The 26,205-nt window shown below is 63.9% G+C and carries 35 protein-coding genes; 31 read left to right on the forward strand and 4 right to left on the reverse strand.

The window, feature by feature from the left end:
* Positions 1-31 precede the first annotated feature (31 nt).
* Complete coding sequence (locus tag BLS13_RS03550) at positions 32-820, reverse strand: hypothetical protein (protein WP_093449848.1); 789 nt, start codon at positions 818-820, stop codon at positions 32-34.
* The gene (locus tag BLS13_RS03555) at positions 817-1,506 is read right to left on the reverse strand and encodes an XRE family transcriptional regulator (RefSeq protein WP_176943417.1); all 690 of its coding nucleotides are present in this window, start codon (positions 1,504-1,506) and stop codon (positions 817-819) included. Before BLS13_RS03555 ends, BLS13_RS03550 begins: the two co-directional genes overlap by 4 nt.
* Positions 1,507-1,608: 102 nt before the next feature.
* On the opposite strand from BLS13_RS03555, the gene BLS13_RS03560 reads away from it, so the two are divergent.
* Positions 1,609-1,830, forward strand: coding sequence for a helix-turn-helix domain-containing protein (locus BLS13_RS03560; protein ID WP_093449851.1), 222 nt, complete (start codon positions 1,609-1,611; stop codon positions 1,828-1,830).
* 39 nt (positions 1,831-1,869) lie between these two features.
* On the opposite strand, the gene BLS13_RS03565 is transcribed toward BLS13_RS03560, so the two are convergent.
* Positions 1,870-2,223, reverse strand: a complete 354-nt coding sequence (locus BLS13_RS03565) for a hypothetical protein (RefSeq protein ID WP_093449852.1) — start codon at positions 2,221-2,223, stop codon at positions 1,870-1,872.
* Between the two features lie 84 nt (positions 2,224-2,307).
* Entirely contained in the window at positions 2,308-2,586 is a 279-nt protein-coding gene (locus tag BLS13_RS03570) for a hypothetical protein (RefSeq protein ID WP_093449854.1), read from the reverse strand.
* Positions 2,587-2,672: 86 nt separating this feature from the next.
* Here BLS13_RS03570 and BLS13_RS03575 point away from each other — a divergent pair, with 86 nt between their 5' ends.
* The 30 genes from BLS13_RS03575 (at position 2,673) to BLS13_RS03710 (ending at position 26,204) form a co-directional block, all read left to right on the forward strand.
* The gene (locus BLS13_RS03575) at positions 2,673-2,930 is read left to right on the forward strand and encodes a hypothetical protein (RefSeq protein WP_093449855.1); all 258 of its coding nucleotides are present in this window, start codon (positions 2,673-2,675) and stop codon (positions 2,928-2,930) included.
* Positions 2,927-3,409: a hypothetical protein gene (locus BLS13_RS03580; protein ID WP_093449857.1), complete on the forward strand. Its 483-nt coding sequence runs from the start codon at positions 2,927-2,929 to the stop codon at positions 3,407-3,409. The genes BLS13_RS03575 and BLS13_RS03580 overlap by 4 nt, the downstream gene beginning before the upstream one ends.
* 5 nt (positions 3,410-3,414) lie before the next feature.
* A complete protein-coding gene (locus BLS13_RS03585; RefSeq protein ID WP_093449858.1) occupies positions 3,415-4,020 on the forward strand; it encodes a hypothetical protein in 606 nt (201 codons plus the stop codon).
* A complete protein-coding gene (locus tag BLS13_RS03590) occupies positions 4,020-4,646 on the forward strand; it encodes a hypothetical protein (protein WP_093449860.1) in 627 nt (208 codons plus the stop codon). Before BLS13_RS03585 ends, BLS13_RS03590 begins: the two co-directional genes overlap by 1 nt.
* A gap of 147 nt (positions 4,647-4,793) precedes the next feature.
* Positions 4,794-5,300, forward strand: coding sequence for a hypothetical protein (locus BLS13_RS03595; protein ID WP_256325691.1), 507 nt, complete (start codon positions 4,794-4,796; stop codon positions 5,298-5,300).
* A complete protein-coding gene (locus tag BLS13_RS03600) occupies positions 5,297-5,497 on the forward strand; it encodes a hypothetical protein (protein WP_093449864.1) in 201 nt (66 codons plus the stop codon). The genes BLS13_RS03595 and BLS13_RS03600 overlap by 4 nt, the downstream gene beginning before the upstream one ends.
* Complete coding sequence (locus BLS13_RS03605) at positions 5,494-6,603, forward strand: phage Gp37/Gp68 family protein (protein WP_093449865.1); 1,110 nt, start codon at positions 5,494-5,496, stop codon at positions 6,601-6,603. The genes BLS13_RS03600 and BLS13_RS03605 overlap by 4 nt, the downstream gene beginning before the upstream one ends.
* A complete protein-coding gene (locus BLS13_RS03610; RefSeq protein WP_093449867.1) occupies positions 6,600-7,058 on the forward strand; it encodes an ASCH domain-containing protein in 459 nt (152 codons plus the stop codon). Before BLS13_RS03605 ends, BLS13_RS03610 begins: the two co-directional genes overlap by 4 nt.
* Positions 7,055-7,480 (forward strand): DUF4326 domain-containing protein, encoded by a 426-nt coding sequence (locus tag BLS13_RS03615; RefSeq protein WP_093449869.1) that lies wholly within the window; start codon positions 7,055-7,057, stop codon positions 7,478-7,480. The genes BLS13_RS03610 and BLS13_RS03615 overlap by 4 nt, the downstream gene beginning before the upstream one ends.
* On the forward strand, positions 7,477-10,206 hold the full coding sequence (locus tag BLS13_RS03620; protein ID WP_093449870.1) for a DNA methyltransferase: 2,730 nt from the start codon (positions 7,477-7,479) through the stop codon (positions 10,204-10,206). The genes BLS13_RS03615 and BLS13_RS03620 overlap by 4 nt, the downstream gene beginning before the upstream one ends.
* Positions 10,203-10,646 carry a hypothetical protein gene (locus tag BLS13_RS20580; RefSeq protein ID WP_176943418.1) on the forward strand — a complete coding sequence of 148 codons (444 nt, stop codon included), beginning with the start codon at positions 10,203-10,205 and terminating at the stop codon, positions 10,644-10,646. Before BLS13_RS03620 ends, BLS13_RS20580 begins: the two co-directional genes overlap by 4 nt.
* Positions 10,640-11,077, forward strand: a complete 438-nt coding sequence (ssb, locus tag BLS13_RS03625; RefSeq protein ID WP_176943419.1) for a single-stranded DNA-binding protein — start codon at positions 10,640-10,642, stop codon at positions 11,075-11,077. Before BLS13_RS20580 ends, ssb begins: the two co-directional genes overlap by 7 nt.
* A gap of 68 nt (positions 11,078-11,145) precedes the next feature.
* Positions 11,146-13,971 carry a phage/plasmid primase, P4 family gene (locus tag BLS13_RS03630; RefSeq protein ID WP_093449873.1) on the forward strand — a complete coding sequence of 942 codons (2,826 nt, stop codon included), beginning with the start codon at positions 11,146-11,148 and terminating at the stop codon, positions 13,969-13,971.
* A 256-nt stretch (positions 13,972-14,227) separates the two neighbouring features.
* Entirely contained in the window at positions 14,228-14,668 is a 441-nt protein-coding gene (locus BLS13_RS03635) for a hypothetical protein (protein ID WP_093449875.1), read from the forward strand.
* 193 nt (positions 14,669-14,861) lie between these two features.
* A complete protein-coding gene (locus BLS13_RS03640; protein ID WP_093449876.1) occupies positions 14,862-15,212 on the forward strand; it encodes an HNH endonuclease in 351 nt (116 codons plus the stop codon).
* A 108-nt stretch (positions 15,213-15,320) separates the two neighbouring features.
* Positions 15,321-15,791 carry a hypothetical protein gene (locus tag BLS13_RS03645; RefSeq protein WP_218123225.1) on the forward strand — a complete coding sequence of 157 codons (471 nt, stop codon included), beginning with the start codon at positions 15,321-15,323 and terminating at the stop codon, positions 15,789-15,791.
* Positions 15,791-17,458, forward strand: a complete 1,668-nt coding sequence (locus tag BLS13_RS03650) for a terminase large subunit (RefSeq protein WP_093449879.1) — start codon at positions 15,791-15,793, stop codon at positions 17,456-17,458. The genes BLS13_RS03645 and BLS13_RS03650 overlap by 1 nt, the downstream gene beginning before the upstream one ends.
* Positions 17,455-17,628, forward strand: a complete 174-nt coding sequence (locus BLS13_RS20585; RefSeq protein WP_176943420.1) for a hypothetical protein — start codon at positions 17,455-17,457, stop codon at positions 17,626-17,628. Before BLS13_RS03650 ends, BLS13_RS20585 begins: the two co-directional genes overlap by 4 nt.
* Positions 17,625-18,860 (forward strand): phage portal protein, encoded by a 1,236-nt coding sequence (locus BLS13_RS03655; RefSeq protein ID WP_093449881.1) that lies wholly within the window; start codon positions 17,625-17,627, stop codon positions 18,858-18,860. The genes BLS13_RS20585 and BLS13_RS03655 overlap by 4 nt, the downstream gene beginning before the upstream one ends.
* Before the next feature lie 10 nt (positions 18,861-18,870).
* Positions 18,871-19,650 (forward strand): HK97 family phage prohead protease, encoded by a 780-nt coding sequence (locus tag BLS13_RS03660; protein ID WP_218123226.1) that lies wholly within the window; start codon positions 18,871-18,873, stop codon positions 19,648-19,650.
* Positions 19,651-19,666: 16 nt separating this feature from the next.
* Positions 19,667-21,022 (forward strand): phage major capsid protein, encoded by a 1,356-nt coding sequence (locus BLS13_RS03665; protein WP_093449882.1) that lies wholly within the window; start codon positions 19,667-19,669, stop codon positions 21,020-21,022.
* 70 nt (positions 21,023-21,092) lie between these two features.
* The gene (locus tag BLS13_RS03670) at positions 21,093-21,542 is read left to right on the forward strand and encodes a hypothetical protein (RefSeq protein ID WP_093449884.1); all 450 of its coding nucleotides are present in this window, start codon (positions 21,093-21,095) and stop codon (positions 21,540-21,542) included.
* 67 nt (positions 21,543-21,609) lie between these two features.
* Positions 21,610-22,143 (forward strand): head-tail connector protein, encoded by a 534-nt coding sequence (locus BLS13_RS03675; RefSeq protein ID WP_143011856.1) that lies wholly within the window; start codon positions 21,610-21,612, stop codon positions 22,141-22,143.
* Positions 22,143-22,487 (forward strand): phage head closure protein, encoded by a 345-nt coding sequence (locus BLS13_RS03680; RefSeq protein ID WP_093449887.1) that lies wholly within the window; start codon positions 22,143-22,145, stop codon positions 22,485-22,487. Before BLS13_RS03675 ends, BLS13_RS03680 begins: the two co-directional genes overlap by 1 nt.
* An 8-nt stretch (positions 22,488-22,495) precedes the next feature.
* Entirely contained in the window at positions 22,496-22,936 is a 441-nt protein-coding gene (locus BLS13_RS03685; protein ID WP_093449888.1) for a hypothetical protein, read from the forward strand.
* A complete protein-coding gene (locus BLS13_RS03690) occupies positions 22,929-23,336 on the forward strand; it encodes a tail completion protein gp17 (RefSeq protein WP_093449890.1) in 408 nt (135 codons plus the stop codon). The genes BLS13_RS03685 and BLS13_RS03690 overlap by 8 nt, the downstream gene beginning before the upstream one ends.
* Positions 23,337-23,401: 65 nt before the next feature.
* Positions 23,402-23,839, forward strand: a complete 438-nt coding sequence (locus BLS13_RS03695) for a phage tail tube protein (protein ID WP_093449891.1) — start codon at positions 23,402-23,404, stop codon at positions 23,837-23,839.
* A gap of 2 nt (positions 23,840-23,841) precedes the next feature.
* Complete coding sequence (locus BLS13_RS03700) at positions 23,842-24,255, forward strand: hypothetical protein (RefSeq protein WP_093449893.1); 414 nt, start codon at positions 23,842-23,844, stop codon at positions 24,253-24,255.
* The gene (locus BLS13_RS03705; RefSeq protein ID WP_093449894.1) at positions 24,252-24,386 is read left to right on the forward strand and encodes a phage tail assembly chaperone; all 135 of its coding nucleotides are present in this window, start codon (positions 24,252-24,254) and stop codon (positions 24,384-24,386) included. Before BLS13_RS03700 ends, BLS13_RS03705 begins: the two co-directional genes overlap by 4 nt.
* A gap of 3 nt (positions 24,387-24,389) precedes the next feature.
* Positions 24,390-26,204, forward strand: a complete 1,815-nt coding sequence (locus BLS13_RS03710) for a phage tail tape measure C-terminal domain-containing protein (protein ID WP_093449896.1) — start codon at positions 24,390-24,392, stop codon at positions 26,202-26,204.
* The last annotated feature ends 1 nt before the right edge of the window (position 26,205 follow it).

Consider the following 26,205-nt stretch of genomic DNA (forward strand, 5'->3'; position numbering starts at 1 on the left):
TTGGTGCTATCGTGTCAACACCAATATGGTGTTACTGATCGTCCCACTGATCCAACTTCGACTTCGGAAAAACAGTGTGCCCAAAGGTTATGGCAACGCATCGTGTGTGGATCACGGCTCTGAGCTGCCGGAAATGATATTCGGTTGGGTCAGTCACGGTGGCGGGAGAGCTATCGTCGTCTTCGTCCGTCAGATCGCCGAGCCGGCCGAGAATGTGGAGTTCGCCGAAACCGGCCTTGAGCAGCAGAGCGTCGGTTGGCGACAAGGGAACTTCGAACTGGGGCGGCTCGCCCGGTAGCCAGAATATCGCCGCCTCGATCTCTTGTCCGGTGGTGACCGTGATAATGCGTTTGACCCCATAGGCGTTAGACGCGGGGATCTTTTGCTTTTTGACATTCCAGTAACCAATCGGAATGGCCTTAACGCCAGTCAGGTCAATCGTCAGCAGGTTGTGGTCGGCGTCGTAGCTGATCGCGTCATTCGGAACAGGTGTGCGAATATAGATCTTGTCGAGATCGCCGACCGCAGCCCGCTTGGCCTGCGCAAGGCGTGCCGAATAGGCCGCCGAACTTTCGAACTCTGACTTTGAGGAAGTGGCGTCGCCGAGAAGGCGGTGAAGAAGCCCGTTTGACGGCACTAGCGAGGCGACATGTTCGACGAACGACTGACAGTTATTGATCGGCGATAGCAAGGTCTGCTGCTTCAAAAACGCTTGCGCAAACGGCATCGGCTTTGCCGGAAGCTTTTTGGGTGCGGCAAGCGACGGCGTGGCGCAGATGAGGGCGACCGTCAGCCCGATGCGGAGACTCTCGCGCCTCACCCAAGCAAGTCCGAAAGGCTCATCACCCGGTCGATGCGCGTGATTTCGTCGATGGATATCCTGAAGGTGATCGGCGGAGTGTATTGTTCAAGTTCGATATAGGCCGCCGTCTTCCGCACTAGACGCTTCACTAAGGCCGCGCGGGCACGTTGCCCATCGTCATCATCGCCTCTGGCGCGAAGGTAGACCACGACGTTGTCTCCGATTCGCGCCGGACGCTTCGTCTCGGCGAGGATTATCTCGCCCTCATCATATTTCGGCGCCATCGACTGACCGACGACGTACAACGCATAAGCGTCGGCGCGACCGTTCAGGATCACTGGTCGCTTAGCATACCCCACGACATCCCCCTGGTTGAGATGGGTTTGCTCCACCGCTTCGCCATCGATCATCTTGGGTGCGCCAAGCGCTGTCCCGTAGATCGGCAGATCTTCGTGCATCCGTTCTGCCGACGGGCCTTCAAGGAGCACCGGTTTAGCGTTCGGAGGCGGGCTCTCGCCTGAGATGATCGCTGCGGGAGAAATTTCGAAGGCCGCTGCGAACCTCTCTATCCAATCGAGCGTCAGGCGTCGCATCCCTTTTTCTAGCTTCTCGATCTGTTGCGCAGATGTGCCCATGCGTTCGGCAAGCTGGGGCCGCGACCAGCCGGCGCTCTTTCGCAGTTGCATGAGATTGTTTTCGGCCACGCCGCATTCTGCACCAATTCGGTGCGTTTCTGCCACGCGCCAATTTGGTGTTGACAACGGTGTTATAACAACACCATTATGGTGTCTAACGGAGGTCATCGAATGGCGACGCTGGGTGAATGGCTGGATGAAGAGAACGTGCCGGTCGTCGTCTTTGCCGTGCGCATCGGTCGATCTCCGCAGGCTGTGCGGCGGTACGTGAACGGTGAGAGGATCCCGGACAGGGAAACCATGCCGCTGATTGTCGCTGAGACGGGCGGCAAGGTCACAGCGAACGATTTCTTCGGGATCGGCACGTCGTCTTCCGCAGAGGAGGCCGCGTAGATGGGCGATCTCGGAAACGCGGGGCGCGTTGCCCGCTCTTCAGGCTGTGCCTGTATCCTTACGCAATTCGAGCACGCCGTTGGCTGCCTCGGACAAAGCGAGCAACAGGTTGGCGGGCAGCCGGAAGCCCATCGGGCCGACCTGCTCGCTGACAACCAGCATATCGGCGCCGCCATTGGTGCCTGGCCGCAGCAGGATCTCGGAAATCCCGTCAACGATCCGATCCGCGCCACCTTCCATGGTGACGGCGACGCTCGCGAGTTTGTTGGCGAGGGCCAGAGCGGTTGCGCCGTCCATCCGGACGGTGCGCAGTCGCCCGTCGATCGGCACGCGCAGGGCAACGATCCCGCGATCGGCCGTAACCTCCATTGGTTGACCTTTGTTGATGGCCATTGGGTTCCCCTTTCATGCTGCCCGGCGGGATGTCGGGGCATGGACCGCGGGCTGTCAAGGGAGGCCGCGTAGATGGCCACCGGGTCAACAAAGCGGGTTGTCGCGGATCGCGCGCGGATCGTCCGGAAAGGATGTTCCGGTGTCGAGTTGGATCGCCTTGAGCGTGGAGAGCAGGAACAATGCCTGAACGAAATCCATCCGGACCTCATGAAAACCGTCCGGATTGCGAAACTGAACCGCGAGCTGATCGGGGCGCCGCTTCGCATCCAGTTCGATCCGGCATCCCAGTATATGATCCGCGCGTACCGGCCGGACGGCCGCGCCGGTAGCAAATTCGCCGTAAATTCTCGCGGTTTCCGACATCGTCTTTCCCCTTCGGTCGCTGTTCGCACCACGACTGTAGCCGATGCCGGGGGCGAGACAATCGCCCCCGGCGAAGGCGCATAGCCATGGGCTGGGGGGCCATCATCGACTTCCTGATCGGCGGTGTGACCGTCGTCGCCGGGATGACTTTCGCCACGATCGCGATTGTCTGGATCGGCGAGCAGACCGGAATCGCGATCGACCAGATGTTCGGCGTTGGCGGCCCGTGGGAGGCGGAGCGGCGGCGCGAAGAGCAGCCCCCCCATCCGGCTGACGAAGACAGGCGGCGCTTCGGCGCTGATGCGATATGTGCCGTTGTGGACCATGCGGAGCCTTCTGCATGAGTGCGGTGCAGCAAATCCACGGCAAGCGGCGATCATTTGCCGTTTCTGACGCGCTTTCCACGCTGGGCGCCGACCTGGCGAAGATCCGCGAGGAAGACGGGCTGACCTGGGCCGATGTCGGCCGGGTGCTCGGCAAGTCGGACGATCGCGCGGCGGACTATGCCAAGGCGATCAGCGAAATGCCGGTCTCGGCGTTCCTGCTCGGCCTGCGCGAATGGAACGGCCGGTTCGGCGGGCGGGTGCTGGCGATGATCGGCCAGCAGATCGGCCCGCTCTCCAGCGCCGACATGAGCGACAATGAGCGGCTCAGCCATCTGCTGCACCTCGCGCACCTGCTGAGCCTGGCCTTGCTCGATGACGGGCAGGTCGACGACGGCGAATTGCGCGGGATCGGATCGGCGGCGCTGGACAATGCGGCGCGCGGGATCGCGGCGCTGCGCACGCGGCTCGCCGCGATCGAAGCGACCTTGGAGGAGTGAGGGATATGGGGGGATTTCGTGTTGCCGAACGTCTGCTGACCGATCGGATCGCCCGCGCCACCGGCGACGATCTGATCCGCGTCGTGCAGATGGATCGATATGGCACGTCGCGCGGCGTGAACAATCGCGGGCAATTGCTGCTCGCCAACTGGATCATGGAATATCCGGCGGATCGCGAGATCCTGTTCGATGGCCGCGGCTTCGATGTCGAGCGGCTGATCGCGGGCGAGCTGCTGCCGGGCAACATGACGGCCGCGATCATCGAGATGATCACCGCCAACGCCGTGATGATCGGCCACTGGCAACAAAGATTGACGATAGACGAACCCCGCGCCGGCCGAGACGTCGGCATCCGAGCGGCGCGGGCAGGCGATGATGCGGAGATGATAGCCACCCCCGCCGCATCATCGCCGACCCTTTTGACGATCGACCGTCCGGTCTGCCGCCTGGGCGAACGCACGCATGGGCCATTGTTCGAGGCGCATCGCACCCCGGGCGGTGCGATCCTGCTGGCCGGCATGGGCGTTGCGCTCACGCTCGATGAAGGCATGGCGACGGTGGCGCGCGACGCGCTGACCCGCGCGCTCGATGCCCGCAAGGCGGTGCAGTGATGGCAAGCCTTGCCATCTTGCCGCCGGCGCCCGCGCCGGTGCAGCCGGGCTTTGCCTCGGCGTTCGTCCAGGGCCTGTCGGGCACCGGCATCGCGATCTGCCAGATCGCGGCGCTCGATGCGTGGGTGGCGGCGGCGCGCGAAGGCGAGACATTCCTCTATGCGAAGGGCTGCGGCCTGCCGAAGTGGTCGAAGGTGCCGGCGCGGGTGCGCACGCTGGGCGATGCCGGGTTCGTCACCCTGCGGCAGGTGCACCAGGCGGAATTCGATACCGATTTCCTTGTGCGGCGCACGGCGCTGCCCTGGGTGGCCGATGTCGGGCCGGTGCCGTGCTCGGCCGGCGCTTTCGATCGGATGGCCAGCGACCGCCAGCGCGACGCCGAGGCGGCGATGCTGCTCGGCCTGCTGGGCACGGCGGCGTCACTCGATGCGCCCTGCCCGTCCAACGCATGGCTGGCCGGCCGGATCGGCTGCTGCCCCGATCGGGTGAAGCGGCTGTTCGACGTGCTGATCAATGCCGGTTCGATCCGGCGCCGCCATTCCGAATGGGAGCCCGGCCGGATCGTGACGATCGTCGCGACCGGCCGCGAAACCGGCACCGATGGGGGGGGAGCGATCCGTGGTTAGCCGGATGGGTGGGCGCAAATGAGCGCGCCGCGCGTCCTCGTCGCCTGCGAATTCTCAGGCACGGTTCGGAACGCCTTTCTGTCGCGTGGCTATGATGCATGGTCGTGTGACCTGTTGCCGTCAGAGGATGGCAGCAACCGGCATATCGTGGGCGATGCGCGCGATCATCTGAACGATGGGTGGGACCTTCTGATGGTCGCCCATCCGCCCTGCACGAGGCTCTGCAATTCCGGCGTGCGCTGGCTGAGCACCCCGCCGCCGGGGCGTTCGCTCCCCGAGATGTGGCGCGAGCTTGATGAAGCGGCCGATCTGTTCTCGACGTTCTGGTCGGCGCCGATCGAGCGGATCGCCATCGAAAATCCGGTCATGCACCGGCACGCGAAGGAACGGATCAGGGATTACCGCCACTTCGCGCAATCGATCCAGCCTTGGCAGTTCGGCCACCCCGAAACCAAACGCACCTGCCTTTGGCTCAAAAACCTGCCCTCGCTGACGCCGACGAACGTCGTCGCCGGGCGCGAAGCACGAGTGCACCGGATGGCGGGCAATCGCAACCGGCGCCACGAGCGGTCGCGCTTCTTCTCAGGTGTGGCCGAAGCGATGGCCGATCAGTGGGGCCGATACATGCTGTTTGGTCAGAGGCAGGCGGCATGACCGCGAGCGTCTCGCGTGAGGGCATTGCCCTCTACCTCGAAAGCGAAGCGGATGCCGTGCGCAGCGGCGCCGGGCTTGGCGTCTCGCCCGAGGCGATCGACTTCGCGCGCCACCGGCTGCGCGCCATCGCCGGCAACCTGCGGGCCGGTCTCGATCTGCCCGACCCCGTCATCACCAAGAGCGAGGTGTCCGAATGACCGGCTCCAAGATTGAATGGACGGGGGAGACGTGGAACCCCATCGTCGGCTGCTCGCTCGAATCTCCGGGCTGCAAGCTCTGCTACGCGATGCGCGACGCCTATCGAAAGCAGTTCCACCCGAACGCGAAGATCGCCGCGAAATATGAGGGCGTGGCGACGAATGTGAACGGCCATATCGTGTGGACCGGCCGGCTGAACTTCTCCGAAGATGCGCTGAGCATCCCGCTGCGCAAGCGGAAGCCGACGACATGGTTCGTCAACAGCATGTCGGACCTGTTTCATCCCGACGTGACCGACGAACAGATCGACCGCGTGTTCGCTGTGATGACAATGACTCCGCACCATACATATCAGGTGCTGACCAAGCGTTCGGAGCGGATGCGGGATTATCTGACGACTTTCGAGGATCGACCAGAACAATTCGGAGAAGCGCTAGCGAAGATTGTTCTGGCAGCGGGCCTGGCGCGAGACGAGGGAATTGCAGCGCTCGATGCAATGCACTGGCCGCTTCCCAACGTCTGGCTTGGTGTTTCGGTCGAGGATCAGCGACGCGCCGATGAACGGATACCCAACCTGCTGGCGACGCCGGCGGCCGTGCGGTTTCTGTCGATGGAGCCGTTGCTGGGGCCTGTCGATCTGAACAGTTCTCTGGGCGGAACGCGGTGGATCGGCGGGCAGCGCGGATGCGCAGGTTCACCCGAGCGCAACGGCGCGATGCACCACGGGACGGGTGCTCCAGATTGCCCGCGCCATCTCCACCACCATCACGATGACCGCTGTCAGCCTGGGCTCGACTGGATAATCGTCGGCGGCGAAAGTGGTCCCGGCGCGCGCCCGATGCATCCAGATTGGGCGCGGAAGATCCGGGACGATTGCTCGGCGGCCAATGTGCCGATGTTCTTCAAGCAATGGGGCGAGTGGGAACCGCGCGACGAATGGTCGCCTGATCTGCGATTGCCCATGGTCGCCATCAAGGTCGACGGTTCTCAGGTACCGCACGATGTCGCGCCTCAGGATGTCGGTGGTTGCCGCATGGCACGGGTCGGCAAGAAAGCTGCCGGACGGCTGCTCGATAGCGTCCAGCATGACGGGATGCCGGGATGACTGCCGACCTTTTCCAGGCAGATGCCGATCGCCTTACGGCGATATCGCTGTGGCAGCCTTACGCGTCGGCGATCCCGCTTGGCCTGAAGGCGATCGAGACTCGCCATTGGAAGACGCGGCATCGCGGCGAAATCGCGATCCATGCCGCCCGGAAATGGGATGGTGAGAATCGCCCCTTTGCCTCCATCGAGCACACCCTTGGGCGATTGCCCGCGCCCCTGCCCCTCGGCGCGATCGTCGCTGTCGCTACTTTGGTCGACATACGGCCCACCGACGAACTGAAGCTGAGTGTCTCGGCGATCGAGCGGCTGTACGGCAATTATGAGCCCGGCCGGTACGGATGGATGCTGGAGAATGTCCGCCCATTGCGCGAGCCGGTGGGCTGCATCGGCCGCCAGTCGCTCTGGACGCTCGATGCTGAAGTGACGGCAGCCGTGCGGGCGCAACTATCATGATCGCCCCCGTGCGCATCCAGCTCCGCCGCGCCGCCGGATGGCGGATGCCGCGCAACACCGTGAAGGTGGATCGCTCGACCAAATGGGGCAATCCTTTCCGGGTTAAGGATATCGTCTGGCTTGCGGTCGCGATGGGCTTCAGGGGCGATCTCGCCGGCCGGCGGGCTGCCGCAGTCGAGCTGCACCGCCGCTGGCTGGGCCTGCCGCCCAAGGATGGCCCGATGCGCAGTGCCGTCCAGGGCGTGGCGACGAATATCCAGATCCTGTTGAACGGCAACACGATCGAGTGCCCGGCCCCGCCGACGATCGCTGAGATCGTGGCCGAACTACGCGGCAAGGATATCGGTTGCTGGTGTGGCGCCGATGGCCCCTGCCACGGCGATACCTTGCTTGAGATCGCGAACCGCGAGGTGGCGGCATGAACGCCTTCGCGCCCCTGCTGCAAAGCACCGCGCTCCAGAACGTCGATTATCTCGACTTCCTGCGCGCCAAGATCGCGGCGGCGCCGTCCTTCGGTGCCGATGTCGCCGCGTGGGGCGATTACCGGATCAATCCGATCCTGAAACCGCATCAGGCGGCGATCGTCCGATGGGCGATCGAGGGTGGCCGGCGCGCGATCTTTGCGCGTTTCGGGCTGGGCAAGAGCGTGATGCAGCTCGAAATCTGCCGCATCCTGCGCACGTGGACGGGTGATCGCGCTTTGATCGTCTGCCCGCTCGGCGTGCGGCAGGAATTTGCGCGCGATGCGGCGATGCTGGGGATCGCGACGCGCTTCGCCCGCAGCTCGGCCGCGATACTCGACCATGAACGCGCGCTGTCGGCCGAGGCCGGATGCGAGGGCGCGCGGTTCGACGGGATCTGGCTGACCAATTACGAATCGGTCCGCGATGGCAAGATCGATGTGGCCGGCCTGTTTTCGATCGCGACGCTCGACGAGGCGAGCTGCCTGCGCGGCTTCGGCGGCACGAAGACGTTCCGCGAATTCATGCGGCTGTTCGATGGCGTGCCGTACAAGTTCGTCGCCACCGCCACGCCGAGCCCGAACGAATATATCGAGCTGCTGGCCTATGCCGCGTTCCTCGAGGTGATGGATGTCGGCCAGGCGAAGACGCGGTTCTTCAAGCGCAACAGCGAGAAGGCCGATCAGCTTACCATCCATCCGCACAAGGAAGCCGAATTCTGGCATTGGGTGAATAGCTGGGCGGCGTTCGTGCAGAAGCCGAGCGACCTGGGTTTTTCCGACGAAGGCTATGATCTGCCGCCGATCGAGGTGCGCTGGCACGAGGTGGCCACCGATCATGCGCAGGCCGGTTTCGAAAAGAGCGGGCAGGGCCGGCTGCTGAAGGCCGACGCGATCGGCGTGGTCGACGCGAGCCGCGAGAAGCGCGACAGCCTAAGCGCGCGCGTGGCGAAGATGATGGAGCTGCGCGCCGAAGATCCGGACGCGCACCGGCTGCTGTGGCACGATCTGGAGGCCGAGCGGGCGGCGATCGAGGCGGCGATCCCGAATGTCGTGTCGGTCTACGGCACGCAGGATCTCGACGCGCGCGAGCGGGCGATCATCGCCTTTTCGGATGGCGAGGTGCGCGAGCTGGCGGCCAAGCCGGTGCTCGCCGGATCGGGATGCAATTTCCAGCGGCATTGCCACTGGGCGATATTCCTGGGCATCGGTTTCAAGTTCAACGATTTCGTCCAGGCGATCCACCGTATCCAGCGGTTCCTGCAGCCGCATCCCGTGCGCATCGACCTGATCTACAGCGAGGCCGAGCGCGCGGTGCGCGCCCGCCTGGAGGAGAAATGGCGCCGGCACGACGAGACGGCCGAGCGGATGAGCGAGATCATCCGGACCTACGGCCTGGGCCTGATCGGCGCCGGCGACGTGCTGGCGCGGACGATCAGCGCCGGCGAGGATCCTTTGGTCGAACAGGGCACGCCGCTTCCCGGATCGGCGGTACCGGCATGGCGCGTGGCGAACCGCGACACCGTGATCGAGACGCGATCGATGGCGAGCGACAGCGTCGGCCTGATCGTGACCAGCATCCCGTTTTCCACGCAGTATGAATATACGCCGAGCTACAACGATTTCGGCCATACCGACGACAATGCGCATTTCTTCGCGCAGATGGACTATCTGACGCCCGAGCTGTTGCGAGTCCTGCAGCCCGGCCGGGTCGCCGCGATCCACGTCAAGGATCGGATACGGCCGGGGGGGATGGACGGCCTCGGCTTCCAGACGGTCGATCCGTTCCATAGCCAGTGCATCGATCATTACCGGGCGCACGGCTTTGCCTATCTCGGCATGATCACCGTCGTCACCGACGTGGTGCGCGAGAATAACCAGACCTATCGGCTCGGGTGGAGCGAGAAGGCCAAGGATGGCACCCGCATGGGCGTGGGCATGCCCGAATATGTGCTGCTGTTCCGCAAGGCCCAGACCGATCGCTCGCGCGGCTATGCCGACGATCCGGTGACCAAGACGAAGCCCTTGTGTCTGGCGCCGGATGGCGAGGCGGTGCCGTGGGACGAGGCGATGGCGGCCGAAAAGGATGGCGGCCCCGATCTGTGGCCGATCCCGGGCAGCGGCTTCAGCCGGGCGAAATGGCAGATCGACGCATCGGGCTATTGGCGATCGTCCGGCGATCGTCTGCTGACCATCGACGATTTCGCCGGACTGCCGCACGATGCGATCTACCGGCTGTTTCGCGGGCACAGCTTTGCCACCGTCTATGATTATGACGCGCATGTGCTGATCAGCGAGCAGATGGAGGCCAAGGCCGCCTTGCCGACCGATTTCGCGCTATTGCCGGCGCAGAGCTGGCACCCGCAGGTATGGACCGACGTCGCCCGCATGCGGACGCTGAACGGCGAGCAATCGGCCAAGGGACGCGAGATGCACCTGTGCCCGCTCCAGTTCGACATCGTCGACCGGCTGATCGAGGATCGCAGCATGCCGGGCGAGCTGGTCTATGATCCGTTCGGCGGGCTGATGACGGTGCCGTTGCGGGCCGTGAAGCTCGGCCGGCGCGGTGCCGCGGCCGAGCTGAACCCCGGCTATTTCGCCGACGGCGTGCGCATTCTGCGTGAAGCGGATGCGGGGCGCGCCACGGGCAGCCTGTTCGATCTCCTGGCGGTGGAGGATGCGGCATGAGGGAACTTCTGCAGCGCGAGGCGCGGGTGCTGCGCGCGCTCGAATGGGCGGCGGCGCTGGCCAAGCCGTGCCCGACAAACATCGAGCTGGCGGATCTCGTTGGCGGTCACGCGACGGCAAGGCGTATATCGCAGATCGTCGGTGACCTGGCCGACGCCGGCTATATCCGGCTGCAGCGTTTTTCGGCGAGCCGCGTCGTGACGATCGTCGCCACCGGCAAGTCCACCGCGCCGATCGCGGGCACGCCGCATTGGTCGACCGATGGCGGGAAATGGCCACCCGGCCGATCCGTCGCACCGGTTCACCGCCATGTGCCTCCGCCATCCGACATCGATGGGCGGCCGCGTGTCAACCGCGATCCCTGCCCGCGCTGCGGCGTGCGGCGCGATGCGGTGCCGGGCTGCGGGCACGGCTATGTAGGGGAGAGACTGACATGCTGACCAACCATGTTCGCCTGATGGGATGCCTCGGCCAGGACGCGACCGTGCGCAGTTTCCAGCATGGCGGCGAGATGGTGGCGCTCAACGTCGCCACCACCGATCGATGGACCGACAAGGCGACCGGCGAGCGCAAGGAACATACCGACTGGCACAAGGTATCGATCCTGACGCCCAACGACGTCCGCCGCGCGAAGGATCTGCGCAAGGGCGACTGGATCGAGGTCGACGGGAAGCTGGCCACGCGATCCTATGAGAAGACCGGTGTCCGGCATTTCGTGACCGAAGTCGTCGTGCGCGGCCCCGGCCACCGGCTGCTCGTGCTGCCCCGGCCCAAGCCGCGGCCTGATGATGGCTATGGCGAGCGCCCGCCCGAATTCGGGAAAGAGCCGGCCGGCGGGCAAACCGATCCGGATGACGACGTGCCGTTCTGATCGCCCCTCATGACCCGCTGGCAGGCCGGGAAAGCCTGATGATCGTCTAGGGGTGGAAAGTTGCCAGAATGACTGTTCACAATCTCCCGTCGCCGATGTGCACGGCGGCGCTGCAATATGCGCGCCGCGGATGGAAGGTGTTTCCGTGCCGGCCGGAGGACGACAGCTACATCAACAATAAGGATGAACGCGTCCTGCTGTCGGCGAAATCGCCGTTCGTCGGTCACGGTGTCAAGGATGCGACAACCGATGAAGAGGTGATCAAGGGTTGGTGGCGGCGCTGGCCGAACGCGATGATCGGGCTGGCGATGGGCGGCGATGGGCTGTTCGTGCTCGATTTCGATCCGCGCTACGACGAAGAGACCGGCGAGGAATTCACGCTCGAATCGCTCAAGGCCGAGCTGGAAGCGATCATGGGCTGCGAGCTGCCGACGTCGCTGGCCGCGCGCACGCCGTCCGGGGGCGTGCACGTCTATCTAACGCAGCCGAAGGATGCCGGCGAGCGATTGCGTAACCGGGTCGGCACGAAAAAGAGCAACCTGCCGCAGCATGTCGATGTCAGAGCGGAAGGCGGTTATGTCATCCTGCCGCCGAGCCGGTGCCTGGGCGGTGCCGAAAGCGGCGCGGCCGAGGGGCAATATCGCTGGCTGCGCGGAAAGGCCGATGCCCCGGTCGCCGATGCCCCGGCCGCTGTCGTCGAGCTGTGCCGTACCAGGGCGAAGGCAGAGCCTGCGGCGCCGCGACCGTCGCCAGCGCGCGCCAATGTGCCCCGGCCGGCCAATGTCGACGATCAGATGCTCGACGAGCTGCGCAAATATGCAATGCGCGGGCTCGATGGCGAATGCCAGGCGGTGCGCGGCTTCAGGGGTGCCGGCCGGAATTCGCAGCTCAACGAAAGCGCGCTGAAAGTCGCCTCGTTGGTTGCCGCCGGCGTGCTCGACGAGGCGATCGCGCGTGCATCGATCGAGGCCGCGGCCCGCGACAATCCCGGCCGGGACGATGAAAGCGCGCTGCTCGCCACCATCGCGAGCGGATGGACCGCCGGCATCAATCAACCTCGTGATCTCGGAGAGATCACGGCATCAATTCGTGACCGCCTTTCGCGCCGCTCCGCTCCCCGGATGGGGGCTTCGCCGCCGCATCCTCCCGCGCCCGCGCGCGCCGCCGCCCCGCGCCCCGATCACGACAATGATGGCTGGCCATCCTCCCAAGGGGGAGGCAGCGGGCCGGGTTTTCAGAAGCGGGGGCCGGGGGGAGACGACGATTTGCGGTTGACGCGGGAATGCGCGTTCCTGCCGCAGACCGATCTCGGCAATCTTGAACGCTTTCTGAAGCGCTATGGCCGGGACTTCATCTATGTCGAGGCGTGGGGCTGGCTGGCATGGGACGGCCGGCGCTGGAGCCGAGAAATGGCGCTGGCGGCGCTCGGCCGGGCCATTCAGGACACGATGCGCGCGATCCAGGAGGAAGCGAAGCTGATCGCCGAAAGCGGCATCGCGCCCGAGCCTCTGGAAATGTGGGATGCGGCGCAAAAGGCCGCGCACAAGCTGGAGCATGCCGGCAAGCTTGATCGAGTGATAAGCATGAAGCGCGGCGTCATCACCCTGCTGTCCGATACGATCGCAAAGTGGGGCCGAACGTCAGAGGGAGCGGGGCACATCAAGTGCATCGCGGGAATGGCCGAAGCGCGGCTTTCGCGCGGCGTGGCTGATTTCGACACCGATCCGCTGCTCGTCTGCGTGGGCAACGGCACGCTGATCTTCACGCGGGGCGACGGCACGACAAAGGCGAGCGTCGTCCTCGGCCCGCACCGGCGCGCCGATCTGATGACGCGGATGGCAACGGCGGATTATCGACCCGAGGCGACGTGCCCGGCGTACGATGCCTTTCTTGAGCGGGTCCAGCCCGATGCCGCGATGCGCGATTTCCTCGACATATGGGCCGGCTATAACAGCCTCGGCGACGCATCCGCGCAGAAGATGGCGATCTTCTTCGGAGAGGGCGCGAACGGCAAGGGTGTGTGGATCAACACGAAGCGCGCAATCCTCGGTGACTATGCCTGGGCGGCATCGATCAACAGCTTCATGGATAACGATCGGCAGAATCGCGGGTCGGAGGCCACGCCCGATCTGGCGGCGCTCGCCGGCCGTCGCATGGTCACAGCTAACGAGGCCAAGGAAGGATCGAAGTTCGACGACGGCCTGGTCAAGGAGCTTACCAGCGACGAGCCGAAGGGCGGCGTACGTGAGCTGCTGAAAGCGCCGTTCGAGCTGCAGATCACCTTCAAGAACACCGTCATCTGCAACAACACTCCGCGGATCGGCACCGATCACGGCATCCGGCGCCGCATTCAGATAGTGCCGTGGACCGTCATCATTCCCGGCGACGAACAAGATCCTCGGTTGAAATCGCGCCTGATGGAGGAAGCCAGCGGCATCCTCAACCGGATGGTGCGCGGTGCGCTAGCCTTCCTCGACAGCGGGCTGCCGGAGCCCGAGGCGATCCGGGAAGCGACCGATAAATATCTCGACGAGAATGACATCCTCGGCCGCTTCCTGACGCTGTGCATCGAGCGATCGGACGGTGCGACGATCGGCGCGTCGGCGCTGCACGAGCTGTTCGCCGCGTGGCAGACGTGGGCGCAACTGCTGCCTGCGGCCGGCAAGCCGTGGTCGCCGAAATATCTGGCGCAACAGATGGAGAAGAAGCGCTTCCACAAGCGCAAGTCCAGTTCGATGGTGTGGGATGGCATCGTCGCGCTGTATGAGCCCACGCACTTCCTCGACAGCGCTGGCAAGCCGGTTGTGAGCGAATTGCCGCCGCCGCGCCGCGTCAACGTCCCCCGCGCCCCCGATACCGATGACGGCTTCTATCCGTTCGATCTGCCGCCATGATCCCAACTTCCCGGCGGCGGGAGCTTCACGCATCACGCTAAACGATTGAAAAGGCGTCATTCGGGAGCTTGTGGGAGTTTGGGAGCCATTTCGCGGGTTGTCTTCCTAATGTGGGCGCAGGCGCACGCACGAAACAACCCCAATATTCGCTCCCATGATCCCTGATACATCCTAATCCACTGATAATACTTATTTATATCCTCCCATTATGGCTCCCTTTGACGGGACCGTGGGACCGAACCGGGATGATTGGGCAATGGTAGAGTTCTGGACCTTCGACATGGTGCAGGAACGCCTTGTGGAGGCGATGGAGGTGTTGCTGCGCGGCGCCGATCGCGAACGGGCGTGGTTGGAAACGGCCACCATGTCGCTGTGGCGGCAGGCCGCCCGCGATGACACCGAGACGGCCGAAGACGACAAGCCGATCGTCACCTGCCGGCACACCCGCCTGCAGGTCGCGATGGCAGAGGAGGCGCTGGCGTGGGTGGACAAGGCCGTGGCCACCGGGCCGACGCGGCACGTGCTCGGCCTCGGCCTGGTGCAGCTTGCGCGCGGCGATCGGCAGCGGATCGAATGGACGCGGGTGTGGCGGGCGATGGGCGGGCAGGCCGGTGGATGGACGACTGACGGCCTGCGCATGCGGTACAGCCGGGCGATCACAGCCATCGCGGTCCAACTTAACCGAACGAAATCATAGGGTTCACCTGTCAATCCCGATAATCTGCACGCCTGAAAATATAGCATGTTCGTTTGAGGCCTGATCTGGGTGTATTCCAATCTACGTTCGGGAACCCGTCTGGCACGGCTACCGGGCATCCTCTCCTCTGAAACCTCACCGCGCCCGCATCGATCCCTTCGGTGCGGGCGCGGTGCGTTGTGGGCCATGTGCGATGGGCAAGCTGTCGACCATGAAGCCCGCGATCGGCAAGGCGCCGCCCTCGATAGGATGGGCGCCGGCCGACAAGGTGGAGCGGGAACGCTATCGCAACGCGCAGCCGTGGCGCGCTTGGTATCACACGGCGCGCTGGAAGGCGCTGCGCATCGTCATCTTCGTGCGCGACGGCTTCCGGTGCCAGTGGCCTGGCTGCGGCGTGATCGAACATCGCACGTCCAAGCTGGTCGCTGACCATCGCAAGGCGCACCGCGGCGACGAACGCCTGTTCTGGGACGAAGGCAACCTGCAGACCCTCTGCAAGCCCTGCCACGACAGCCGCAAGCAGCGCGAGGAGGCCGGCAGGTAGCCGTCCGCCCGTCCACGCATCGCGAACCGGCAGGCCCCGGGGGGTGGGTCAAAGTCTGCGGCCCCCTGCCGCCCACACCGCTATGGGTCTCATCTGGAGATTTTTTTCTTGGCCGACGTGATTTTGGACCTGCTCGGGGACCCGATCCCGCCGGAGCATGTCGGTCGCGGTCGACCGCCGCACGTACCGACTGAGAAAAACCGCATGAAAATCATGCTGTTACTCGCGCTCGGCAACACGGAGGATGATGTCGCCGCAGCGATTGGGATCACGGCCAAGACGCTGCGGAAGCATTATTCCCGCCAGCTCAAAGAGCGGGCCTCGGCCCGGCTCCGGCTTGACGGCGAGCTGCTCGCCTCGCTGGCCGCGGCGGCGGCAAAGGAAAATGTCGGCGCGATCAAGGAACTCTACAAGCGGCTCGACAAGCACGAGATGGTGCAGCTTGCGGACAAGGTCGCCGATCGCGGTCGCGCCGTTGCCCCACCGCCCAAGCTGGGCAAGAAAGAGGAGGCTCGGATCACCGCCGGTAACGTCACCGGCAAGTTTGCACCGCCACCGGCGCCGCGGTTGATCAACTGATGGAATGGTCGACGGCCTGCCCCGATTGGGAAGCCCGCATCGTCCAGCGCCGCTCGCTGGTGCCGTGCGATCCGCTGTTCCCGAACGAGGCCGAGGCGGCGCTCGCGGTATTCAAGTCGCTGCGCATTGTCGATCTGCCCGGCATGCCGACGTTCGGCGAGGCATGTGACGAATGGGTTTTCGAATTCGTCGCGGTCATCTTCGGCGCATATGATTCCGAAGCGGCCCGCCGCCTGATCACCGAATTCTTCCTGCTGATCAGCAAGAAGAACGGCAAGTCGACGATCGCCGCCGGCATCATGGTCACGGCTTTGATCCGCAACTGGCGGCATTATGCCGAGCTGCTTCTGCTCGCGCCGACGATCGAGATTGCCAACAACGCGTTCGGCCCGGCAGCCGGGATGGTGCGCGTCGATCCCGAGCTTAACGAACTGCTGCACATCATCGATAATCAGCGGATCATCCGGCATCGCGTAACGCACGCCGAACTGAAGATCGTGTCCGCCAGCAACGATGTCGTTTCGGGCAAGAAGGCCGCCTTCGTGCTGGTCGATGAACTTTGGCTGTTCGGCAAGCGCGCCGATGCAGCGGCGATGATCGGCGAGGCGACTGGCGGGCTGGTCTCGCGACTGGAAGGGTTCGTGATCTTCCTGTCGACGCATAGCGACGAAACGCCGGCCGGAATCTTCAAGGCGAAGCTCGCCCAATATCGTGCGATCCGGGACGGACGCGTGATCGATCCCCGCCGGCTCGGCGTCTTGTACGAATGGCCGACGGCGATGATCGAGGCCGAGGAATATCTCCGGCCATCCAATTTCTATGTGACGAACCCGAGCCTCGGCCGCGGCGTCGATGCTGACTGGATCGAGGACAAGCTCCGCGAGGCACAGTCGACCGGGCAGGGCGAGCTGCAGGTGTTTCTCGCAAAACACCTCAATGTCGAGATCGGCCTGCGCCTGGCGCGCGATCGCTGGCGCGGGGCCGATTATTGGGAGCGTCAGGGCGATCCTTCGATCACCTTCGACAGTATGCTCGAACGCTGCGAGGTGATCGTGGCGGGTGTCGATGGTGGCGGGCTCGACGATCTGGAGGCGCTCGCGCTGGTCGGCCGTTGCAAGGTGACGCGGGACTGGCTGGTGTGGTGTCACGCCTGGGTGCAGCGCGACGTGCTCGATCTGCGCAAGGAAATCGCCCCGCGCCTGCTCGATTTCGAACGCGAAGGCACGCTGACGATCTGCGACGACGCCACTGCCGATATCATCGGGGTCGCGAACTATATCGAGCAGGTGCGCGACGCGGGCCTGCTGCCAGAAAAATACGGCGTAGGCCTCGATCCGGTCGGCGTCATCGCCCTGGTCGAGGAATTGGCGGCGCGCGGCATCGATGGCGAGCAGGTTGTTGCGGTCAATCAGGGTTATCGGCTCTCGGGCGCGATCTGGGGCTCGGAACGCAAGTTGAAAGACAGAACGATGTGGCACGCCGCGCAAGCGCTGATGGCGTGGTGCGTCGGCAACGCCAAGGTCGAACAGAAGGGCAACGCCGTGCTGATCACGAAACAGGCATCGGGCAAAGCGAAGATCGACCCCTTGATGGCGAAATTGAACGCGGTCTCGCTGATGAGCCGCAACCCGGAAAGTTCAGGCAAATCCTTTTGGGAGGCAGCATGATCCGCAAGACTGTCGCCTTCCTGCGTCGGAACGGAACGGTGATCGCGCGCGATCTCGTCGGCCTCGCGGGTGTCATGATGATATCCGGCGGCGCGGCTGCGATCTATGAGCCTGCGGGCTGGATCGTCGGCGGCGCAATGCTGCTCGCCGCGGCCTGGCGCCTGTCGTGAGGGGCCTGTTCGCCTCGCTGGCTGCGCCATCTGCGAAGGATGCGCGCCCGCTCGACATGCTGCCCGGCTTCCTGATGGGGCCGGACAGCAAATCCGGCGTGACGGTCACCTTCACGACGGCGCTGCAGGTCGCCGCGGTACTCGCCTGCGTCAAGGTTGTGGCGGAGGGTGTCGCCCAGTCGCCGTGCAAGCTGATGAAATCGATGCCCACGGGCACGGGGGCCAATCCCGCGCGCGATCATCCGCTGTTCTGGAAGCTCTATCGCCAGCCCTTCGGCCGCCAGACGGCGTTCGAATTCTGGGAAACGATCGTCATCCACATCATGTTGGCCGGCAACGCCTTCGTGTACATCAACCGCGTCGCCGGCAGGATCTTCGAACTGATCCTGCTGGAGCCTGGCAAGGTCGTGGTCACCCGCCATGCGGATCTGTCGCTCAGCTATGAGGTGCGCGGGCCGGATGGTGTCGGCACGCGCACCGTCCCGGCAGAAGATATCTGGCATCTGCGCGGCCCGTCATGGAATGGTTGGATGGGCATGGAGACCGTCCGCCTGGCGCGCGAGGCGATCGGCCTCGCCATCGCGCTCGAACAAAGCCATGCCGGCCTGCACAAGAATGGCGCGAAACCCGGCGGCGTCTATTCGATCGAAGGGCCGCTGACCGATCCGCAGCACGCGCAGCTGACCGAATGGCTCAAGAAATTTGCGGCGTCCGACAGCGGCACACCGATGATCCTCGATCGCGGCGCCAAATGGCTGTCGCAGCAGATGACCGGCGTGGATGCGCAGCATCTCGAAACGCGCCGCTTCCAGATCGAGGAGGTCTGCCGTCTTTTCCGCGTCATGCCGATCATGGTTGGCCTGTCCGAAAAAACGGCGACCTATGCCAGCTCGGAACAGATGTTCCTGGCGCACGTGATCCACACATTGCTGCCCTGGGTGACCCGGATCGAGCAGTCGGTTGAGGTCAGCCTGCTGACCGACAAGGAACAGGCCGAAGGCTATTTCCTGAAATTCAACCTCTCGGGCATGATGCGCGGCGATTACAAGTCGCGACAGGAAGGCCTGCAGATCCAGCGCCGCAACGGCATCATCAATGCCGACGAATGGCGCGACCTGGAGGATATGAACCCGCGCGCCGATGCAGGCGGCGTCCAATATATCGTCGAATCGAACATGGCCATTCAGGATGGCCGCGATCTTGTGCCGACCGCGACCCCGCCGGCCAAATAGGAGCATGAGCATGGATCGTCCGCCCGCCGCGCCACCTTCGGGTGTCGCGAAGCCGCTGGCTGCCCCGCGTTCGGGCATAGGCCGCATCTTCGTGCCGCTGCGCGCGCCCGAGCGGAAGGGCATGGATCGCTTGGCCTTCGATTGCGAAATCAAGCTGGCGGGCGACGGCGCGGCTGTCGGCACGATCGAGGGCTATGGCTCGGTGTTCGGGCTGATGGACCGCGGCGGCGATATCGTCGAGCCCGGCGCGTTCAAGGCCTCGCTCGCCGATTGGCGCCGTCGCAAGGCAATGCCGCCGATGCTATGGCATCATGATCCGGCGATGCCGGTCGGCGTCTGGACCGAAGTTTCGGAGGATGACAAGGGCCTGAAACTCAAGGGCCAGCTTGTCATGGACGTGCCGATGGCTGCCAGCGCGCGCGCGCTGATCGCCGCCGGCGCAGTCAAGGGCCTATCGATCGGCTTCAACACGATCGAGGATAAGATCGATCGTGCGACCGGCGTCCGTCACCTGAAGAAGGTCGATCTGTGGGAGGTGTCTTTGGTCACCTTCCCGATGCTGCCGGAAGCCCAGATCAGCAACGTAAAACAGTTCGATCCGCTCGTGCTGCGCGCGATCGAAGCGGACCTGAAATCCGAATTGAATTTGTCGAACGCTTCCGCCGTGAGGGCGGTCGCGATCTTCAAGAAGCATCTCCGCGAGGGAGGTGGACAGCCCGAGCATGAACCCCGTGACGGGGCCAAAGACATGCTCATGTCCCTGCGCAAAGCGGCCGAAGCCCTGCGCTGAAACGGAGATTATTGCCATGTTTATCGGAAAGCAGGGCGCGTTCCTCGCGGGCGTGTCCCCCTTGGCGCTCGAAAAGGCGCCCGAAACCAAGGATGGCGATCTCGCTGTCGAGGTCAAGAAGGCGGTCGATGCGCTCGCCAAAACCTTCGAGGATTTCAAGGCGAAGAATGACGACCGCCTGAAACAGGTCGAAACCAAGCGCGGCGAGGATGCTGTCACCAGGGATGAGGTCGAAAAGCTCAACAAGGCGATCGACGACGCTCAGGCCGAACTCAAGAAGCGCCTCGACGAGATGGAGGCCAAGGCCAACCGGCTCGCGCTGTCCGGCGGCGATGGGGCGAAGGAAGCGAAGGCGGCGAACGCGTTCGGCGAACTGATCAACAAGTCCGATTATGGTGTCGAGCAGCTCCGCGAATATAAGGGCGATCTCGGCGGCTATCTTCGTCGGGCCGAATTCAAGGCGACCACGATGCAGGTCGCGTCCGATCCGTCGGGCGGCTATTGGGTGACGCCCGATGTTTCTGGCCGCATGGTGCAGAAGATCTACGAATCGACCCCGATGCGACAGCTCGCCAACGTCGTCCAGATCGGCACCGATGCGCTCGAAGGGCCGATCGATAATGGCGAGATGGAAGCGGCATGGGTGGGCGAGAAGCAGACCCGTTCCCAGACCGATACGCCCCAGCTTGGCATGTGGCGCATCCCGGTCAACGAACTCTATGCCTATCCGTGGGTGACGCAGAAACTGCTCGAAGATAGCAAGATCGACGTCGAGGCATGGCTGGGTACAAAAGCAGCACCGAAGTTCGCCCGCAAGGAAAATACCGGCTTTATCAGCGGCGACGGCGTGTTGAAGCCGAAGGGCGTCCTGTCCTACGACTTCGCCACCACGGCCGATGCTACGCGCGCATGGGGTACCTTCCAATATGTCCCGTCGGGGGCGGCCGGAGCTTTCGCATCGACGGCGCCTGCCGATAAGCTGATCGATCTCATCTTCGAACTGAAGGCGGGTTATCGCCAGAACGCCAACTTCCTGATGGCTCGTCGCACGATCGCGGCGATCCGCAAGCTCAAGGATGGCCAGGGCAATTATCTGGTCGATCTGCGCCTGCGCGATGGCGCTCTGGTCGAATCGATCTTCGGCTTTGCCGTCACCGATGGGGAAGATATGCCGGCGATCGCCGCCGACAGCTTCTCGATCCTGTTCGGCGATTTCAACGAAGCCTACACGATCGTCGATCGCCTCGGCACCTCGGTTGTCCGCGACAACATCACCCAGCCCGGCTTCGTCAAGTTCCACATGCGGCGCCGCACCGGCGGCGGCGCGGTGAATTTCGAGGCATTGAAGGCGATGAAGTTCGCTTCCTCCTGACCGCGACACTCGAAACCCATCGGGCGGCGGCCAGACTGCCGCCGCCCTTTTTTCTTGAAAGGAACAGGCCATGACCCCCGAACGGGACCAGGTATCGAGCATCTTCCCGATTGCCGCCCTCGCCGCCGCCACGCTGGCGGCAGATAACACCCCCGCCGCAGTCGATCTGCGCGATTATGGCAGCGCCACCCTGCTGCTCAACATCGGCGTCGGCGGCATCACTTTTTCGGGCACGAACAAGATCGAATTCGTGCTCACCCACAGCGACGACGACACCACCTATACCAACGTCACCGACGACGACGTGATCAAGGATAGCCTGGCGCCGACGACGATCGCCAACGGCATCATCCGCTCGCTGGTCGCCGCGCACGCCTCGCCGACCCTGCAGAAGCTCGGCTATGTCGGCGGCAAGCACTATCTGAAGCTGCTCGCCGATTTCTCCGGCACCCACGGCACCGGCACGCCGATGTCGGCCACCGTCGTACGTGGCCGTGCGTCGCTGCGCGGCACCGCCTGACCGATACCGGGCCGGGCCGCGCGCTTCGGCTGCGGCCCGGCCCGAACCTTCCGACCCGGAGACCATCATGCCGCTGCTCAGCCTGGCCGAGGCGAAGGATCACCTTCGCCTCGAGGATGACGATCTCGACAGCGATCTGACGATCGGCGGCCTGATTTCGACAGCACAGCGCATGCTCGACGAGAGCTTTGGCGTCGTCATCGATCTGGTCCAACGGCGTTGGACGTTGGACAGCTTCGCGGATTTCCTGCTGATCCCGTTCCGCCCGATCGATGCCGACACCATCGAAATCACATGGCTCGACGATGCCGGCACCGCGCAGCCGTTCACGGCCTTTCGTGCGGTCGCGATCGGGGGCTGGCTCCGCCTGCTGCCCGCGATCGGCACGAGCTGGCCGATCCCGGCCGATGCGCCGGGTGTCGTCACGGTTACCGCCACCGCGGGCTATGCCGAGGATGCGGTGCCCGATGATCTGAAGACGGTCGGCAAGATGCTGGTCGCGCATTGGTTTGAAAATCGCGAGGCGGCGGGCGGATCGATGGTGGAGGTGCCGCTAGCGGTCGGCATGCTGCTCGATCCCTATATCCTGCGGCGGGTCTGATGAAATCGGGCCAGCTCAACCGCCGGGTGATCGTGCAGCGCGCCACGTCCGTCAGCGACGGCGCCGGCGGCCAGGTCCGCGAATGGCCGGAGATCGGCCGGCCCTGGGTGAAGGCCAGTCTCTGGTCGACCGGGCGCGGCGCCGGCGGCGGGCAGTCCGCTGTCGCCGATGTGATGCAGGACAACCAGGCCTTCGTCATCCGGATGCGGCCGCGCGATATCGCGACCGGCGATAGGATCGTGCTCGACGGGCTCAACTATCGCGTCCGGGCTGTCGTCGATCCGAACGGGCGGCGCCGGGAACTGCAGGTGTCGATCGAACTGGAGGTGCCCGAGAATGCCTGAGAAAACCCATGGCTGAGCGTCTCCAGGGGCTGCGCAATGCCAAGCGCATCATCAAGAATATCCCGGACAGCGCCCGCAAGATCCTGTCCGATGATCTGCAGGCGATCGGCAACCGGCTGCTCGGGCGGGCGGAGGCCGAGACGCCGGTCAAGTCGGGTGGTCTGAAGGCCGCGCTCAAGATGAAGTTCACGATGGGCGTCAGCATGATCCTGCGGATAGGGCTGCTCGATAAGCGCGCGAAGAGCCGCTATTTCTACGGTTACATTCTCGACGCCGGGCGGAAGGCGTACACCAGGAAGGGTCGCCACATCGGCGCGATCGGCCGCGAAAAATATAATTTCGTGTTCGGCCGCCGGGCGGATTTCAACGCCAACGAATTGCCGAACCTGCGTTCGGTCTGGACGAAGATTTTGCAGGATGCATCGGCGGGAGGGAACCCGAATGACTGATCCCCGCGCGATCGATTATGAATATCAGCTTCAGAAGGCGATCTTCGTGCGGCTCGATGATCAGGTGACCGGCGCGACCGTCCATCAGCATGTGCCCGACAAGACACCCATGCCCGTCGTGATCATCGGTGAGATGAACCCCGAGGATCAGGGCGTGAAGGGCGCGGTCTTCGATCGCTGGGCGGTCACCATCAACACTTTGACCAAAGGCCCGCTCAGGAGCCGCTGCACCGCGTTGCAGGCGCAGAACCGGGCGGCACTCGATGGCTGGAAACCCGATCCGGCGAACGGCGTGATCTTTGGCCATCTCTATCAGCAGAACTCCACCGCGATTCTGCTGCCCGAAGAGGAAGTCTACGTCGGTACGCAGACATTCACCTGCACCACCGAGCCGGTCTGAAACCGCGATTTTGACGATTACCTGCCCTGCTCGATCGGCGGGGCCATTACCTATGGAGAAACGAGATGGCGTATCTGAATGCCGATAACTACCGCCTTTGGGTTGGCGATGGAGCCACACCGGAGGTTTTTCATGAAGTCGCCGGGCAGCGTGGAATGTCCTATACCATGTCACGCAGCAAGATAGATCAATCGACGAAGGCCGATGAGTATGCCGTATCCCGACCAGGCATCGGAGAAATGAGCCTTTCTCTCGATATTCTTGTCACCCTTCCGGATGCAAACGGCTATTCGGCGCTTGAGTTGGCTCTTTATTCGAAGACTGTGAAGGATATCCAGATCCGGAAGGATGGATCGTCAGGCGACGGCACAACGGACGTCGTTTTCACCGCGGCCGTCTATGTCACCAGCATTGCACAGGACTTCCAGGCGAAAAGTGATGTGGGCGTAAAAATTGAGTTCATGCTGGCGGCAACGCCAGGCGTGAATCTTCTGGCGGCCTGAGCATGAGCGGGACTGCAAACCCCATCCGTGGCGAACAGCGCATCAGGCTCGACGCCGATTACGTCATGCGCCCCAGCCACGAAGCGCTGCAGGCGATCGAGGATCAGACCGGGCTGTCGATGTTCCGATTGTCGATGCAGGCGACCAGCGGCGACATGAAGGGACTGAACATCGCGATCATCGTCACCGAATGCATCAAGGCCGATCTCCGCCACACCGGCAAGGCCGATCAGGCAGATCGGTGGGACGTCAATCGTGTCGGCAAGCTGCTGATGGACACCGAAGGCGGTCTGTTCGAGGTGATCAAGAAGCTTATTCCGCTGCTCAATGATGCCATCACCGGGAAATATACATCCAAGGGGGAAGCGAAGCCGGCGGTCGCAAAAAAGACGAAAGACACCCCCGCCGGCGCATGATGGGCTGGGCCATCGTCAATCTGCACTGGACGCCCGACCAATATTGGCGGGCCACCCCCAACGAACTCTGGTCAGCCGTCGAAATCTTCGACGATCAGGCCGAAGCACGCGAAACCGAAAGGAGCAAGTGAACCATGGCAGCGATCGATGCCGGCCTGGTGCTGCGCCTTGAGGCGACCACGGCTTTGTTGCAGCAGCAGCTCCGCCAGGCCGCCAACGACGTCGATGGCTACGCCGGCAAGGTCGTGCCGAAGCTCGATCAGGTTGCCAACACGTTCAAGCGCGGCGGCGATACCATCGTCGTGTCGGCAAAACAGCAACAGCAGGCGATGAAGAATGTCGGCTTTCAGGTCGGCGATTTCTTCACGCAGGTTCAGCTCGGGCAGGGCGTGATCCGCGCATTCATATCGCAGGCGGGGCAGCTTGCCGGCGCGATGGCCGATCTGGGCGGTAAGGTCGGCGCTGTAGGCCGGTTCTTCTCGGGCATGGCCGGTGCCGGCATCCTGGTCGCGGTCAGCGCGCTTGCCCAATATGTCGAGAAGATGTTCGAGGCCGATACCGCCGCCGATAAGGCGACCGGATCGGCCGATGCCTTCGCCGATGCACAGAGCAAGCTGGCGCCGCTGATCGACACAACGACGCAGGCGCTCAAGACGCACAATATCTATCTGGCCGAGAATATTCGGCTGCAAGCGCAACAGGATCTGAAGGCCGCGAAAAAGGCGCAGCAAGACGCCACGGGTGGCGTGCAAGGTATCCGGACGACGCTTCCGCTGGCGTTCGGCAGAGGCGGAGCCGTGGGCGCGGCAAACACCGGCGCCCTAGCCGGGATGGTCTTTGGTGGCGGCGTTTCCGGGGGGCTCACGGAGCTTAAGACGAAGGTGCTGAACGGCGCCTTCGATCTCAAGGATGGCGGGCTTGATGTAAAAAGCATCCGTCTTGAACTGGAGGCACTGGAAAAGCAGGGGCGCACCGCCGGGCAGATGGCCGCCGACCTTACGCCAAAGTTCATGGCGCTGGCGAAGGCGCGTGAGGAAGTCCTGTCCAATCAGGCGATCATCACCGCGATAGACTCTGGCGTGATCGATCCACGCCTTGTGCCTTACAAGCGGCCTCCAAAGGCACGGAAGGGCAAGGAATACACCGCGCTCGATCTGTGGGTGCAGTCGTTCACCAGCTTCGAGACGTACGATAAATGGCTTGAGGAAACCAAGAAACAGGGTGAAGCCAGCCTGAAGCAGACCGATATCGCCCGGTTCAAGATCGGCGACGTCGATGCGCCGGGCATCACCGAGGGTTCCGGCAGGTTCGAAAACAGCATCGTCCCGAGGGGCAATACCGATAGCCTGTTGAACGACAATCAGGGCGAGATCGAGAAGGCGCTGAAGGGCAATCCGCTCCAGCAGTTCGGCGATCAGCTCGATTTCGAGAGCAGGCACATCACCGAGGCGTTTCAGTCGATCGAGGTCGACGGCCTCAACAGCCTGACCAATGGTATCACCGATGCGATCACCGGCGCGAAATCGCTCGGCGATGCGTTCAAGCACGTCGCCAACCAGATCATCGCCGATCTGATCCGCATCGCGGTGCGCCAGGCGATCATTAAGCCGCTCGCCAGCGCGCTCGGCTTTGGTGGCGGTGGCCTGCCGGGTTTTGCCAATGGCGGCGATCCGCCCGTCGGAATGCCGTTCCTCGTCGGCGAGCGTGGACCGGAAATCCTGATGTCGAAAGCGCCCACGACCGTGATCCCGAACCACCGCCTCAACATGATGGGCGGTGGCGGCCAGTCGATCAGCGTGACGGTCGATGCCCGCAACGCAACCGATCCGGCGATGGTGGAGGCGGCGGCCTATCGCGCGGTCTATGCCAGCGCGCCGGTGCTGCTCGCCGCCGCGCAGGGCCGCACCACGGCTGCCTTGCAGCGGCCGAACCTTGCATATTCGGGATAGA

Origin of the sequence: Sphingomonas sp. YR710, from assembly GCF_900101455.1 — a bacterium.
Classification (GTDB): Bacteria; Pseudomonadota; Alphaproteobacteria; order Sphingomonadales; family Sphingomonadaceae; genus Rhizorhabdus.